The 14877-nt window shown below is 58.6% G+C and carries 9 protein-coding genes; 6 read left to right on the forward strand and 3 right to left on the reverse strand.

The window, feature by feature from the left end; genetic code table 11:
* The first annotated feature begins 96 nt into the window (after positions 1–96).
* The gene (locus tag F8N96_RS03035) at positions 97–810 is read left to right on the forward strand and encodes a GntR family transcriptional regulator (RefSeq protein ID WP_150767298.1); all 714 of its coding nucleotides are present in this window, start codon (positions 97–99) and stop codon (positions 808–810) included.
* Between the two features lie 6 nt (positions 811–816).
* Here the strand turns inward: F8N96_RS03035 and F8N96_RS03040 are convergent, their stop codons facing one another.
* The gene (locus F8N96_RS03040; RefSeq protein ID WP_150796501.1) at positions 817–1767 is read right to left on the reverse strand and encodes a PDR/VanB family oxidoreductase; all 951 of its coding nucleotides are present in this window, start codon (positions 1765–1767) and stop codon (positions 817–819) included.
* Positions 1768–1871: 104 nt separating this feature from the next.
* On the reverse strand, positions 1872–2933 hold the full coding sequence (locus tag F8N96_RS03045) for an aromatic ring-hydroxylating oxygenase subunit alpha (protein WP_150796502.1): 1062 nt from the start codon (positions 2931–2933) through the stop codon (positions 1872–1874).
* A 231-nt stretch (positions 2934–3164) separates the two neighbouring features.
* Between F8N96_RS03045 and F8N96_RS03050 the strand changes: the two genes are divergently transcribed.
* Positions 3165–3872, forward strand: a complete 708-nt coding sequence (locus tag F8N96_RS03050) for a TetR/AcrR family transcriptional regulator (RefSeq protein WP_150796866.1) — start codon at positions 3165–3167, stop codon at positions 3870–3872.
* Positions 3862–4638, forward strand: coding sequence for a pyrroline-5-carboxylate reductase family protein (locus F8N96_RS03055; protein ID WP_150796503.1), 777 nt, complete (start codon positions 3862–3864; stop codon positions 4636–4638). Before F8N96_RS03050 ends, F8N96_RS03055 begins: the two co-directional genes overlap by 11 nt.
* Before the next feature lie 191 nt (positions 4639–4829).
* On the opposite strand, the gene F8N96_RS03060 is transcribed toward F8N96_RS03055, so the two are convergent.
* Positions 4830–6866: an NADH:flavin oxidoreductase gene (locus F8N96_RS03060; protein WP_150796504.1), complete on the reverse strand. Its 2037-nt coding sequence runs from the start codon at positions 6864–6866 to the stop codon at positions 4830–4832.
* A gap of 192 nt (positions 6867–7058) precedes the next feature.
* On the opposite strand from F8N96_RS03060, the gene F8N96_RS03065 reads away from it, so the two are divergent.
* The 3 genes from F8N96_RS03065 (at position 7059) to F8N96_RS03085 (ending at position 14817) form a co-directional block, all read left to right on the forward strand.
* A complete protein-coding gene (locus tag F8N96_RS03065; RefSeq protein WP_150796505.1) occupies positions 7059–8039 on the forward strand; it encodes an isopenicillin N synthase family dioxygenase in 981 nt (326 codons plus the stop codon).
* A gap of 527 nt (positions 8040–8566) precedes the next feature.
* Complete coding sequence (locus F8N96_RS03080; protein ID WP_150796506.1) at positions 8567–14395, forward strand: DUF3320 domain-containing protein; 5829 nt, start codon at positions 8567–8569, stop codon at positions 14393–14395.
* Positions 14396–14628: 233 nt separating this feature from the next.
* Positions 14629–14817, forward strand: a complete 189-nt coding sequence (locus F8N96_RS03085) for a hypothetical protein (protein ID WP_224789487.1) — start codon at positions 14629–14631, stop codon at positions 14815–14817.
* Positions 14818–14877 lie beyond the last annotated feature (60 nt).

The raw sequence follows: 14877 nt of genomic DNA on the forward strand, positions 1-14877 counted from the left end.
GGGCTGTCTTTGAGATCGCTATCGCCGGCAAGCCGGCTCCTACAGGGTTAAGGCTTGCGGTACTATGGCGGCCCACGTTTTCTGGAAGCCGCCTGGATGAGTAAGCCCGGTCAATTGGTGCTGGTTGCGCTGCGCAAGATGATCGCCTCCGGCGAATTGGCGGCGGGTGAACGCTTGATGGAAATTCCCACGGCGCAGCTGTTCGGTGTGTCACGGATGCCGGTGCGCATGGCGTTCCGCACGCTGGAGCAGGAAGGCTTGCTGGTGCGCTTTGGCGGGCGCGGATTTCAGGTGCGCTCGGTCAGTCCCAATGACATTGCCGGTGCGGTTGAAGTGCGGGGTGTGCTTGAAGGCCTTGCGGCGCGCCAGACCGCCGAGCGAGGGTTGTCGGACGAAGCCCGAGCGACCCTTGAGCTGTGCCTGTTGCAGGGTGATCAGCTGTTTGACAAGGGGTACGTAACCGTAGAGGACCTGGAGGTCTATCACGACCTCAACATGCGATTTCATGAGGTGATCGTCGAAGGCAGCCATAACCCGGCAATTGCCGACGCACTGGCGCGCAACGATCATTTGCCCTTCGCTTCGGTGACAGCCCTGGCAGTGGACCGCGACGACATGGTTCGGGAATACCGACGCTTCAACTACGCCCACATGCAACACCATTCGGTGTTCGACGCCCTGGTCAATCGCCAGGGCGCGCGGGCCGAAGCGATCATGCGTGAGCACGCCAATGCGACCTTGCGCTATGCCGAGATCTTCAGCTCCGCGGCGGCGGATGAGCGCATGAAGGTGATCCTGCGCACGGAGTGAATCGCGTCAGATATCCAGCACCAGCAGCGGCGTTTTCGAGCGTGAGCAGCAGGGCGTGAACTGGTCGTTGAGGGCCTGTTCATCTTCGGTGAGGAACAGGTCGCGGTGCTCTGGCACGCCTTCCAGCACGCGGGTCAGGCAGGTGCCGCAGATCCCTTGCTCGCAGGACATCGCGATCTCGATGCCGTGGCTTTCCAGGACCTGGACCACGGTCTTGTCGGCCGGCACCTCGAAGATCTGGCCACTGCTGCCGACCTTGACCGAAAAACTGCCGTCGTTGCTGCTGTCCAGCGGCGCGGCGGCGAAGTATTCGCGGTGCAGGCAGTCTTCCTGCCAGCCTTGGGCCCGGGCGCTATCCAGCACATGCTGCATGAAGCCTCCAGGCCCGCAGACATACAGATGCACGTTGTCTTCCGGCGTCGCCAGGACCTTGGCGGCATCCAGGGCGGTGTGCGCTTGCTCATCGAAATGCAGAAATACCCGGTCGGCGAAGGGCGCGTCACGCAGGCGCTGGACAAAGGCCGCGCGCTCGCTGGAGCGGGCGCAATAATGCAGCTCGAAGTCGGCGCCGGCATGGGCCAGGCGCTCGGCCATGCACAGGATCGGGGTAATTCCGATACCGCCGGCGAACAACAGGCTGCGACGTGCCTGGTGGGCCAGGGGGAACAGGTTGCGCGGTTCGCTGATGCGCAGGTGTGCGCCACTGTGGATCTGTTCGTGCAGGCTCCGGGAGCCGCCCCGGGACGCCGGGTCCTTGAGGACGCCGATCAGGTAGCGATGCCGTTCCTCGGGGTGATTGCACAGGGAATATTGGCGGATCAGCCCGTCGGGCAGGTGCACGTCGATATGCGCGCCGGCGCTGAAGGCCGGCAGTGGGTGGCCATCGACGTTGGCCAGTTCAAAGCTGCAGATGTCCTGGGCTTCGTTGTTACGGGATACCACCATCACATCGATCATGTTCAGTCCTCGGAGCGTTGCCGCCGTTGGCGGTCACTTCTGGTTATTCGGTAAAGGGCGCAGGCAAGGGAGGAGCGCGGCACCGTCAAGGTGCCGTGCCCGGGTCAGGCGGTGGCGGTGGCGATCAACTGCGGTTCGACTCTCTGTTCCTTGGCGATCAGGCGCTCCAGGACCTTGCGCGATTGCACGCCGCCAGCATCGATATTCAGCTTGAGCAGGTTGCGCGCCGGGTGGGCGAGCAAGTTCTGTTGCTGGCGCTCGAGCATCTCCAGGTCCTCACTGAAAATCTTGCCCTGACCTTCGCGAATGCTCGCGGTCAAGGCTTCATCCTGCGGATTGAAGTTGCGCGCCATGCCCCAGAAGTACCAGATCGAGGTCTCTGTTTGCGGGGTGATGAAGTCGACTACGATGCTCGACGCCTTGAACTGCGGGTCGGCGTGATAACCGCCTTTGCCGGCATGGGCCACGCCGACTTCAATCAGCACATGGCTGGGCGGGGTGAAGCGGCAGATCTGCCAGCGGTCCACCGGCACATCGTCAGCCAGATTGTTGCCGCGCAGGGCCATGCGCCAGAAGGGCGGTGCCATGATGTTTTCCATATGGCGGGCGGTGACCACTTCGTCACCTTCGACCGTGGTCAGCGGCGGCGCTTCGTCAATTTCCTTTTGGCCGATGCTGGACGCATGAACGTAGGTTTCATGAGTCAGGTCCATCAGGTTGTCGATCATCAGGCGGTAGTCGCACTGAATGTGGAACAGGCCACCGCCATAGGCCCACTCGTCGCTGACCGCCCATTCGAGGTGATGGATCAGCGTCGGATCGGCCAACGCCTGATCGCCGGGCCAGACCCAGATAAAGCCATAGCGCTCAACCACGGCGAATGTCTTGTTGCACGGAAAGCCGCGAACCCGTTGCCCGGGCATTTCCACGGTCTTGCCATCACACCCCATGACCAGGCCGTGATAGCCGCAGACCAGATTGCCGTTTTGCACATAACCAAGGGACAGCGGTGCGCCGCGATGGGGGCAAAAATCCTCGACAGCGGCCACCTTGCCTTCGTGCCCGCGGTAAAAAACCATCTTCTCACCACAGATCTGACGGCCCAGTGGCTTGTCGGTGATTTCATCGGGCGTGCAGGCGACATACCAGGTGTTCTTGGGGTACATGGACATTCTCCAAGGCTATTTGTTGTTATTTAGTGGATCCATTAACGTAGATTTCAGCTCAAAATGTCAAATAAAATCCTGGCAAAAAGCGATCAATGGATCCATTGATCGCTTGCCCGATAGATTCACGAATGAGCGTCTCGAAAATGTACGATGGTGTACATGCCGTGTACGCCACGGATCCAGGGGTGTACAGTGGAGAAGAATTTTCAAATTAAAGGTGCAACCCGAATGTCACAGACAGGAAGGGCGAAAACCAAAGCGCAGGACGCAGGCTGGCGAGGCTCCGTCGATGGTTGGCTGGACGCCGCCTACGATGCCCTTAAAGAGTCAGGTGTGGATGCTGTGCGGGTAATGCCGCTGGCCAAACGCTTGAATTTGTCTCGTACCAGCTTTTACTGGTTCTATGAAGATCGGGAGCAGCTGCTCGCGGCACTCCTGGCTCGATGGCGCGACAAGAACACCGGCGGCATGGTCAGCCAATGCGAGAGTTACGCAGAAAGTATTTCCGAAGCGATTCTCAACGTCTTCGAGTGCTGGGTGAACCCTGAGCTGTTCGACTCGCAATTCGAATTTGCCGTGCGCAGTTGGGCGCTGCAATCGGACGAGGTTACTGCTGAAATCGCTCTGGCCGATGAGACGCGGATGAATGCGCTGGCCGCGATGTTCCGACGGTTTGGCTACGACGCAGAGGGGGCCGATGTTCGGGCCAGGACGATTTACCTCACGCAGATCGGCTACATCTCCATGAAAACCAGTGAAGATATCGTCATACGATTTCGACGGATTCCTCAGTACGTGAGCGTGTTTACCGGCAAGGTACCGAAGCGGCGCGAGCTGGACCGCTTTTATGGAAAGTTCGGCTACGCGGAAAAAGAACCGGGCGTTTTCGTTCCCTTGGTCGAAACATTCGAGGAGTCCAACGCCGATGGAGAATAGAACGCTGGGCATTATCGGGGGAACCGGTTGGCTCGGGCGCGCAATCGCGCAGGCGCTGCTCGACAGCGGGTTCATCGGGCCTGACCGTTTATTGATCTCGAACCGCTCCGGGGTCAGTACCTTCGAGCCAGGCGTGAGACTGCTGGCCGACAACCAGCAGTTGGTGGACCTCAGCGATATTGTCGTGCTGTCTATCCGGCCGGAGCAGTTTCGCGAACTACTGATCAACGCCCGCGGCAAGGTAGTGATTTCTCTGATGGCCGGAGTTCCGGCGGCAGCCATCAGCGCGGCAACCGGTGCGGATGTAATAGTGCGGGCCATGCCGAATGCGGCGGTGGAAATCAGGCAGTCGTTCACGCCCTGGTACAGTGTCGGAAATCTTGTTGAACGCGACCGCCAGTGGGTGCAGCGGCTGTTCGAGTGCGTAGGTTCGGCGGACGAAGTGCCTGATGAAGACTGTATTGACTACCTCAGCGCGTTGTCCGGGACTGGGCCAGCCTTCCCGGCAATGTTGCAAATGGCACTGACTAATCAGGCGGTGGCTGCGGGAATTCCCCTTGCGATCGCGCAGCGCGCGGCACAAGGCGTAGTGGTGGGGGGCGGGCAGATGCTTGCCAGCCGCGATCCGCAGCAAATGATTGAGTCGTTGATGGCTTACCGTGGCGTGACGGCGGCAGCGCTGCAGTCGATGGCCGATCAGAACATCGAGTCCATTGTGGGGCGGGCAATAAAGGCAGGCGCTGAGGTTGCGCGGCGGGGAATGTAGCCAGGGCAGGGGATATACAGTGAGGGCCCGCTGAAGGGCCTTCACTGCAGAAGGCGTCAAACGGTTGAGATTATTTACAGTCACGCCATTGCCAACGTTGGCAGGGTTGCCATTGGCAGGTGGTCACTGCTGACATGGTTCCCCTCTTGTTCATGGCGAGCCTCCGTTCCAAGAGGAACGGAGGTTCGGATTCAGATTTCTTTCACCAGGCGCAAAGCGTCGTAGATGGCCGCGTGGGTGTTGCGAGCAGACACGGCGTCGCCGATCCGGAACAGCTGGAAGCGTCCTTCGGGATTGGTGACGATGTTCTGCGCCGTGCCGGCGATCAGGTCATGCTGTTCTACCGCGCCACCATTGGTGGAAAGAGGACGCAGCTCGAAGTACAAGTCGTCCAGGGGAAGAGTGCCGTGGTTGACGACCACCTGATCGACCACGCGCTGCTTGTGAACCTGTCCGTAATCGCTGCCAAAGCTTGCAACGAGCCCGCCATCACGTTTTTCCACTGTATCGACCCGGTAGGTGACGGTGAAGGTGACGTCCAGATCCTGCAGGCTGCGCATGTAGGGCACCAGGTTCATAGCCATGACTTCAGGTGCAAACGAGCGGTCAGGGGTGACGATTTCGACTCTCGCACCGCTTTGCGCGATGACCTCGGCAGCCTGCAGGGCAGCATGATCCCCCGCATCGTCGAAGATCAGTACGTTGCGACCGGGCTTGATGTCACCGGAAATGATGTCCCAGGTTGAAACCACCAGTTCGTTGCCTTTGCTGAGCACCTCGGTATCTGGCAGGCCGCCGGTCGCTACGATAACCACGTCTGGCTCGAAGGCTTGCACAGTGTCGGCTTCGGCCCAGGTATTGAAGTGAAACTTCACCCCCAGCCGTTCGCATTGCGCCATGCGCCAATCAATGATGCTGATCATCTCGCGACGACGCTCGCTCAACGCAGTCAGACGAATCTGCCCGCCAGGTTGGTCAGCCGCCTCAAGCACCGTCACGTCATGGCCGCGCTCACCGGCGACCCGCGCCGCTTCCAGCCCAGCAGGGCCGGTACCGACCACCAGCACCTTGCGCTTGACGGCGGCTTTGGGAATGTCATGAGGCATGGTGGTTTCCCGACCCGTCGCTGCGTTGTGGATGCAGTAGGCCGCGCCACCCTGGTAAATGCGATCCAGACAATAGTTGGCGCCCACGCACGGGCGAATGTCTTCTTCGCGCTTCTCGATGATTTTGCGCACGATGTGCGGATCGGTCATGTGCGCGCGGGTCATACCCACCATGTCCACTTTGCCCGAGGCGATCGCGTAGCGCGCGGTGGCCACGTCGGGAATCTTCGCGGCGTGGAAGGTCGGAAAGCCTGTCGACGAGCGGATCTCGCCAGCGAAGTCGAGATGGGGCGAGTTGCGCATACCCTGAATCGGGATGACATCGGTCAGCCCTGCATCCGTATCGATGTGACCGCGCACGACGTTCAGGAAATCGACCAGTCCGCTGTCCTTGAGCATGTGAGAAACCTGCATGCCCTCACTGGCAGTGAAGCCGCCGGGCAGTTCTTCATCACCGGTGTAGCGAACTCCCAGTAGAAAATCTTCGCCTACCCGCTGGCGGATACCACGCAAGACGTCGAAGGTAAAGCGCATGCGGTTTTCCAGCGAGCCACCGTAAGGGCCGTCGAGGTCATTGGTCAACGGCGACCAGAACTGATCCATCAAATGCCCGTAGGCCTGAAGCTCCAGACCATCGAGACCTGCCGCCTTCATGCGCTCCGCGGCGTCTACATAGTCCTTGATGATCCGCTCGATGTCCCATTCCTCCATTTTCTTCGGGAAGGAGCGGTGCGAAGCCTCGCGACGGTGTGACGGCGACACCACCGGTAACCAGTCGGCCTTGTCCCAGCGGGTGCGACGGCCCAGGTGAGTCAGCTGGATCATCACTGCCGCGCCATGTTCGTGGCATTCATCGGTCAGGTCCTTTAACCATCCGACTACTTCGTCCTTGTAGGCGAGCACATTGTTGAACACCGGCGGGCTGTCTCGGGATACGGCAGCGGAACCGGCGGTCATGGTCAGGGCGACACCGGCTTTGGCGCGCTCCACGTGGTAGGCGCGATAGAGATCCTTGGGCATGCCGTCCACAGGGTAGGCCGGTTCATGGGAGGTGGTCATGATCCGGTTTCTGAGGGTCAGATTCTTGATTTTATAGGGTTGCAGCAAGGGATCGCTGGACATCGTAGTGCGCTCCAAAGTGGGCTTCATCAGGCTCGGTGACTTAAAATTAGGATAAATGTACACCTGTGTCAACGTCTGATGACACAGGTGTACATTTTGCTTGCGTGCCAAAAAATCCAGGATTAACATCCGCCCAAACAAGGACGAATGTGGCTCGTCCGCGTCTGTCATCCATTTAGAAAGGAGAGAAGCGTGACTGAGTTATTTGATATTCGTTTGGCCAGCAAACAAACTGCCTTCACTGAAATCCCGGTCATAGATATTTCGCCACTCATAAACGGCGAAAATCCGCTGTGGGTGGCAAGCCAGATAGGCGAAGCGTGCGAAAAGGTAGGGTTTTTTTACATAAAAAACCATGGCGTTTCGCAGCAACTGATAGACGAGATGTACAGGCTCACCAAACTTTTTTTCAAGCTTACATCCGAGGAGAAGAACACACTTAACATCGTGAACTCCGGGCTTACGCTACGTGGTTACATTCCGATGTATGCGGAAAACGTAGACCCTGCTAATACGCGCGACTTCAAAGAGTGCTTTGATTACGGCGCCCATTACGATGAGGTTTCTCCGTTTTTTGGCCCTAATCAAATGCCGTCCGGACTGCCGCAATTCGAAACGGTTGCCGAGGCTTATCATTCAGCCGTATTGTCGCTTGCGAGAACGCTCATCGGCGGCATCGCGCTGAGTCTGGATTTGCCGCAAAATTATTTTGAACAACGCCAACGCAAGCCCATCACTATTCAGCGCGTTTTGCGTTATCCGCCTCAGATAGGAAAGGTCTCCCTGGAAGAGATCGGTATTGGTGCTCACACGGATTACGGCTTCCTGACAGTCCTGTCTCAAGACACAGTTGGCGGTTTACAAGTCAGGAACCGTGCAGGCGAGTGGGTAACTGCCCCACCAGTTGAAGGGACTTTTATCGTCAACATTGGTGATCTGGTTCAAACCCTCACCAACGATCGCTACACCTCGACAATGCATCGCGTCATAAACACTAGCGGTCTAGAGCGCTATTCAATACCTTTCTTTATTGATTTGGATTTCGATGCGGTTGTTGAGCCTGTGCCAACCTGCGTGAGTGAGGCTCTACCCGCGAAGTATGAGGCGTACACTTGTGGCAAACACAAATTTAAGCGTTTCGTTGATAGCTATGCGCATCTGAAAGTCGAATAGGGAGTTTCTATGTGCATCCTATACACGGCCGACCCCGCCGATGCGCAGAAATGGCGAGATTGCCGGTCAACGCTCGCCCCTGAACTTGAGTTCCGCCAATGGCCTGATATCGGTAGCCCGGCAGAGGTGCACTATCTGCCAACCTTTCCTCTAAAGGACAACGCTAGTCAAATTGGTAGCTGACAATGGGCTGAGCGGCTGGGGTGAGACCTGCCCGCCAGATCCCACCTATGCCGAAGCCCACTCTGCAGGAGCATTGGCCGCGCTGAAAGAAATGGCCCCAGGCTTGATCGGCATTGAGGTGTTGCCGGTGCCACTGCACCGCAGAATGAATCCATTGCTTAATCGCCACAATTACGCCAAAGCCGCTATAGACACGAGTACCACAGTATCAACATCGCCGACGGTGCGCCGGTGCTCATTCAAGAAATCAATTCCAAAACCGATACACCTCATGGACTATACGCACCATTTTCCCGCGACACTGCGTGCGGGGCGAGCGTGAGCGAGCTCAAGGAGCAAAGTTTATGAGCATCAAGATCGAGGGGGTGATTGCCAGCAAGATTGGCTTCGCTTCTCACCAGAATGCTGTGCCAGTTGTGCGTGAACTCGCCTTGTGGCATCACGGTGATATTGTCTATCAGGATCTTGTGCTCGAACTCAAGGCCGATCCTCCTTTCCTGGAAGCGAAGACCTGGCGCCTGGATCGATTGAGTCCTGGGGAAAGCCTGCGAGTGGCCGATCGAGACATTAAGCTCAACGGCGGTTTCCTGGCCGACTTGTCAGAGAGCCTGAGGGCGGAAGTCGCGCTGCGTTTGACCTGTGCCGGGAACGTAGTTGCCGAGGAATGTTTTCCAGTCGAATTGCTGGCAAAAACCGAGTGGGGTGGCGTGAGTGCCATGCCGGAGTTGCTGGCTGCTTTTTGCATGCCGAACGACCCCGCTGTCGACCGCATTCTCAAGGCCGCCTCTGTCGTGTTGCGTCGGGCCGGAAAGAAAGACGGGATCGATGGCTATGAAAGTCAATCCAGGTCGCGAACCTGGGAGTTGACCTCTGCTATATGGTCGGCAGTGTGCAGCTTCAAACTGAGTTATGCATTACCTCCCGCCAGCTTTGAACATCAGGGACAGAAAGTCCGGCCCCCGGGTTTGATCCTGGAAAATGGCGTGGCGACCTGTCTCGATACTGCTTTGCTGTTCGCCGCGGCGCTCGAGCAAGCGGGGCTCAACCCGTTGTTGATCATGACCAAAGGGCATGCATTTGCAGGGGTGTGGTTACAACCGCAGGAATTTTCGCAATTATTGACCGACGAGGCGTCGGCGGTGCGCAAGCGCCTCGACCTCAAGGAAATGGTGGTGTTCGAGACCACATTGTCCACCCGGGCGCCGGTGCCAGGCTTCAGCCAGGCAGTGGCTTCTGCCGAACGCCAGGTCGAAGATGAACACTTCATCATGGCCATCGATATCCATCGGGCGCGCATGCAACGTATTCGCCCGTTGGCGATGTCCGCAGCGACATCCATCCAACCCGCTGCCGAAGATGGGAACAGTACTGAGGCGTTTGAGGAGGCGCCAGTGCTGCCGGGGTTCGATGTGGAAATCGTTCCGGAAAACGATGGGCCTGCCGGCAAGCTGACGTTGTGGCAGCGCAAGTTGCTGGACCTGACGACACGCAACCGCTTGCTTCATCTGCCGGACAGCGCCAAAGGCGTTCGGCTGCTTTGCCCCGAGCCGGCCGAGCTGGAAGATCTGCTGGCCAGCGGCAAGCGCATCCGCATCGTGTCGGTGCCGGACCTTGAGAGTGGCGGCCGCGATGCTGCCCTCTATGAGCAGCAGAACCGTGAGAGCCTGCGGGATGAGTATGCGCGCGGCGCCATGGCGCGCGGTGAAGTACTGGCCACACTGGAAAAGCCCAGGCTGGAAGCCGCGCTGATCGAGCTGTTTCGCAAGGCGCGCAGCGACCTGGACGAAGGTGGCGCCAATACACTGTTTCTGGCGATCGGGTTCCTCAAGTGGAAGAAGACAGCAGATGACCCGAAGTCTTACTCTGCGCCGCTGATCCTGCTTCCCGTCAAGCTGGAGCGCAAAAGTGCGTTGTCTGGTGTGACGATGAGCATGCTCGAGGACGAGCCGCGTTTCAATCTGACGCTGCTCGAGTTGCTGCGCCATGACTTTGAGCTGGCGATACCTGGCCTGGAAGGCGAACTGCCGACAGATGAAAGCGGTATCGACGTGATCGGTATCTGGAACACGGTACGCCGGGCGGTCAGGGATGTTCCAGGGTTCGAAGTCACCACCGAACTGGTGTTGGGGACCTTCTCATTTGCCAAATACCTGATGTGGCAAGACCTCTCGGCGCATTCGGTCCAGCTGTTGCAAAGCCCGATGGTCAAGCACCTCCTGGAACGGTCCAGCGGTGGCGAAGGTTTCGTTTCGCCCGGAGAGTTCCCCAAGCCCGAGAACCTGGATAAAACCGTCGCGCCGGCGGACCTCTTTACCCCATTGCCGGCGGACTCTTCCCAATTGGCCGCTGTGGTGGCGTCGGCGGGAGGCAAAAGCTTTGTGCTGGACGGGCCACCCGGAACAGGCAAGTCGCAGACTATCGCGAACATGATTGCGCATAACCTGGCGCTGGGACGCCGGGTGCTGTTCGTCGCAGAAAAAATGGCGGCCCTGGACGTGGTTTACCGGCGCCTGGAAGAAAAAGGCCTGGGAGAATTCTGTCTCGAGCTGCACTCCAGCAAAACGTCCAAGGTCGAAGTGCTCAAGCAACTCGAGCGGGCCTGGGATGTGCGCGACGCCTTGACGGCGCAGGAGTGGGAGCGTGAAGCCGCCAAGATGCATGCATTGCGTTCACGCCTGAACAACGTGGTGCAAGTGCTCCATCGGCGCTGGCCAAACGGCTTGTCCGTGCACCAGGCCATCGGGCGCGTGGTACGTGATGAAACCCTGTCGACTCCGCGGTTGACCTGGCCGGTCGGCACCGACCATGACCTTGCCCAATATACGCAACTGCAGGACGTGGCCCGCAGGCTTGACCTTAATGGCAAGGCGGCGCGGGAACTGTCCTCCGAGTTTTCCCTGTTGTCGCGTTCCGACTGGTCCAATGGCTGGCAGGCAGCGATCGCCAGCAGCGCGCGCGAGCTGCCGGATGCGCTCGATCAATTGCAAAGTGCCTGTGAGCGCCTGCTTGCAGCAACGCATCTCGACTTGCCGAGCGATCAGGTTGCACAGATTCAGCCGCTCATTGAGCTGGCTACCCTGATGACTCGCGCTCACGGGCTCAATCTGACCTTTGCCTTCGCTCCCGATGCCGTCGCCAGGATTGAAGCCGCCCGGCGGGCAATGCAATTGATCGCGGAGTATCGCGAGATTGAGCCGTCGTTGTCAGTGGCCTATGCAGCCGAGGCCTGTCGGCGAGTTCCTTTCGAACAGATCGCGACCGATTGGCGTGAGGCCGAAGGAAAGTTCTGGTTCCTGGCCACATTGGCGAAGAAGAAAGTCTGCCAAAACCTCGCCAGCCTGGGAGGCGCCGCTGGCATGCCCGACACGGTCAATGACCTGTCGAAGTTGCAGCGCATGCAGGTATTGCTGCTGGAGCTTGATGGCCTTTCGTCCGGGGTCAACTCGATACCAGGGTGGGGTGGCTTGTCGAGCGATACAGGGCGGATGCTGGACGGGGTCGAACTGGCAGAGAGACTTCGCTCGAAGATGATTTCGCTTGCCCGTTCACCGGAGCACTTGATTGCCTTGCGTGGGTCGGTATCCAGGCTGGTGATTGAAGCAAATGAAATGCTGGGCCCGGACCGTGTTATTGAGCTGTCACTGCGTCGGTTGAAGGAGGCATTGGCTCGTTACATCCAGGTAGCGGGGCGTTTCGCAGAATTGGCCGAAGTCGCCGATGTGCCTGCAATGGGTATTCAGGCATTGCGCAGAGTCGCACATTCCATTGTCCGCCAAGAGGCGCAACTCAAGTCGTGGTGTGACTGGTGCCGTGTCAGGGACGAAGCGCTGGCGCTCGGCCTGGGGCCCCTGGCCGATGCGTTGGCGGCCAATGCCCTGGCTGAAGGGCAAACCGGTAAGTTATTTGAAACGGCTTATGCGCGATGGTTTGCAGCGAAGGTTATCGACGATGAACCCTTGCTGCGCAATTTCGTGGCTGCGGAGCATATGAGTGATATTGCTTCGTTCGTCCAGCTGGATGATGAACTGTCCCGCCTCACGGTACGTTACATTCGTGCCAAATTGTGTGGCTTGATCCCGTCCAAGAACGAGATCGCAACAAACAGCGGCTTCGCCATCCTCAAGCATGAACTGCAAAAATCCCGGCGGCACAAACCCGTGCGCCAGCTGGCACTGGAAATGGGTGACGCCATGTCCAAGCTGGCGCCATGCATGCTGATGAGCCCATTGTCCATTGCGCAATTCCTGCCGGCCGATCAGGTGCAGTTTGACCTGGTGATTTTCGATGAGGCCTCGCAAATCGCTCCCTGGGACGCCATCGGCTCCATCGCTCGCGGTAAGCAGGTGGTCATTGCCGGTGATCCACGGCAGATGCCTCCGACCAACTTCTTCAATCGCGCAGCCAACGCTGACGATGATGACACCGCCGAAGACATGGAAAGCATTCTCGACGAATGCCTGGGGGCAGGGATTGCGAGCCACAGCCTGAGCTGGCATTACCGCAGCCGTCATGAAAGTCTGATCGCATTCTCGAACCAGCGCTATTACGACAGCCAACTCATCACTTTCCCGGCGGCGCAAACCCGAGCGAGCGCTGTGGAGTGGCGTCGAGTCAACGGTCTGTATGCCAAAGGCAAGGGCCGGCACAACCAGGTTGAAGCCGAGGCGATCGTGACTGAAACGGTAAGGCGCCTGACCGATCCGGCCTTTGTTGCGAGCGGGCATTCGATCGGAATCATCACCCTTAACTCGGACCAGCAAAAGCTGATCAGTGACTTGCTCGACAGTGCCCGGCAGCAATACCCGCAGATCGAGCCATTTTTCCAGGACAATCTGGCCGAGCCGGTGGTGGTCAAGAACCTTGAGACTGTGCAGGGTGATGAGCGTGATGTGATCATGCTGGGTGTGGGGTATGGCCCGACAGAACCCGGTGCGCAGGTCATGTCCATGAATTTCGGGCCGCTCAACAAAGAGGGCGGATGGCGTCGATTGAACGTAGCGATCACCCGGGCGCGCAGGGAAATGCTGGTGTTTTCTTCATTCGATACGTCGATGATCGATCTCAACCGAACCAATGCCCGGGCTGTTCGTGACCTCAAGCACTTTCTGGAGTTCGCCCAGCGCGGGCCCCGGGCTCTGGCTGAAGCGATACAAGGTTCGGTGGGCGGCTATGACTCACCGTTCGAAGAGGCCGTGGCGCAAGGATTGAGGCAAAAAGGTTGGCAAGTCGTTCCACAGATTGGCGTATCCCGTTTTCGTATCGACCTCGGTATTGTCCATCCGGACCGGCCCGGCGATTACCTGGCTGGCGTCGAGTGCGATGGTGCGACTTACCATAGCGCGGCTACGGCCCGGGATCGGGACAAGGTCCGCAGTGCTATTTTGCAAGGTCTCGGATGGAAACTGGTTCGGCTCTGGTCCACCGAGTGGTGGGTGGACAAAGCCGGCGCACTCCAGCGCCTGCATGAAGCGCTCGACGCGTTGCTCGCGCACTCGCGTGCCGAGGTACCGCCTGTGGAACCGGCGTTGCCGCAGGTATTGCCTAGGCTGACTTTCACCACGGGTGAGATGGAAGAAGACATGACGTTGCTGGCGGTCGAAGCAATCGAGAAGTCGCCGGCAACCCGTCTCGAAGAGCCGCAGCTGCAAGTTGCCCGAGCGGTTTCTACGGTCAAGCCTGTAAGGGGTGAGTACCGGGTTGCCGACCTGGCAACAGTTGCCGAGCGCATCAATGCCGACCTGTTCCATTCCCCGGAATACACCCCGGTATTGATGGAAGTCATCCACCACGTACTACAGCAGGAAGCTCCCATACTCGACTCACTGTTAGTCCAGCGTGTTGCCAGGGCCCACGGGTTTCAGCGCTCGGGGCGGTTGATTCGTGATCGGGTTCTGGAGCTGGCCGAGCGTAATCATCACCTGCAGAATTCTGGCCCGGATGAGCAGTTTGTCTGGCACTCCCAGGCAGATGTGCAAACCTGGTCGTCTTACCGGGTGCCATTCTCGGCCAATGATGTGAGGTCGGTGGAAGAAATCGCGGCCGAAGAGCTGCGAGTGGCGGCCGCCCTCGTCGATGCGGGGGACCCAGCGTTGGAGATCGCTCGTTTGTTGGGCGTGAAGCGCCTGACCGGTCTTGCCCGGGAGAGGATCGAACGAGTGCTGCGAACGGGCTGACAAGGGATAATTTAGAAAAGTGTTCCGCCAAAGCAACAGTGCGCCTATGTGCCGTCGAGGGTTATAGGCGCAAACTTGAGCTATTCATCGGATCCACAGGAACATTCCTTGCTTAGTTGTCCGTAGCCGCTAATAGTTAGTAGTTAGAGTGGCTCGACGGTGAACTCGAAGAGGACGTGAAGATGGCCTTGAGATTCGGAGTTGTTCCTGCATTACCCACGGAGACGGAATCCATGCGCAACGGAATGCGCTCTTACTGTAAAACCGCAACCGAAGGTTTTAACCTCTACGACAACGAGAAAAAGCTGCGGCTGCAGACCACTTATCAAACCCGGGCAGAGGCGGAGTATGAGTGCCAGCAGCGCAACATGGAACGGCTGCAAATCGTCCATTCGGAAGGGGAGGCGCAGCTCGGTCGATAGACGCCTGCTCTTCTGCCTGTGGGGCAGGTGGCGCTTGAGTCGATCATCGCGACTATGGTC

Origin of the sequence: Pseudomonas fluorescens (genome assembly GCF_902497855.1) — a bacterium.
GTDB classification, from domain to species: domain Bacteria; phylum Pseudomonadota; class Gammaproteobacteria; order Pseudomonadales; family Pseudomonadaceae; genus Aquipseudomonas; species Aquipseudomonas fluorescens_BI.

What these genes read in the sequence shown, in the direction of transcription:
- F8N96_RS03080 (WP_150796506.1), top strand. Translation starts at nt 8,567, where the DNA reads ATGAGCATCAAGATCGAGGGGGTGATTGCCAGCAAGATTGGCTTCGCT.
- F8N96_RS03085 (WP_224789487.1), top strand. Translation starts at nt 14,629, where the DNA reads ATGCGCAACGGAATGCGCTCTTACTGTAAAACCGCAACCGAAGGTTTT.
- F8N96_RS03060 (WP_150796504.1), bottom strand. Translation starts at nt 6,866, where the DNA reads ATGTCCAGCGATCCCTTGCTGCAACCCTATAAAATCAAGAATCTGACC.
- F8N96_RS03035 (WP_150767298.1), top strand. Translation starts at nt 97, where the DNA reads ATGAGTAAGCCCGGTCAATTGGTGCTGGTTGCGCTGCGCAAGATGATC.
- F8N96_RS03055 (WP_150796503.1), top strand. Translation starts at nt 3,862, where the DNA reads ATGGAGAATAGAACGCTGGGCATTATCGGGGGAACCGGTTGGCTCGGG.
- F8N96_RS03040 (WP_150796501.1), bottom strand. Translation starts at nt 1,767, where the DNA reads ATGATCGATGTGATGGTGGTATCCCGTAACAACGAAGCCCAGGACATC.
- F8N96_RS03050 (WP_150796866.1), top strand. Translation starts at nt 3,165, where the DNA reads ATGTCACAGACAGGAAGGGCGAAAACCAAAGCGCAGGACGCAGGCTGG.
- F8N96_RS03045 (WP_150796502.1), bottom strand. Translation starts at nt 2,933, where the DNA reads ATGTACCCCAAGAACACCTGGTATGTCGCCTGCACGCCCGATGAAATC.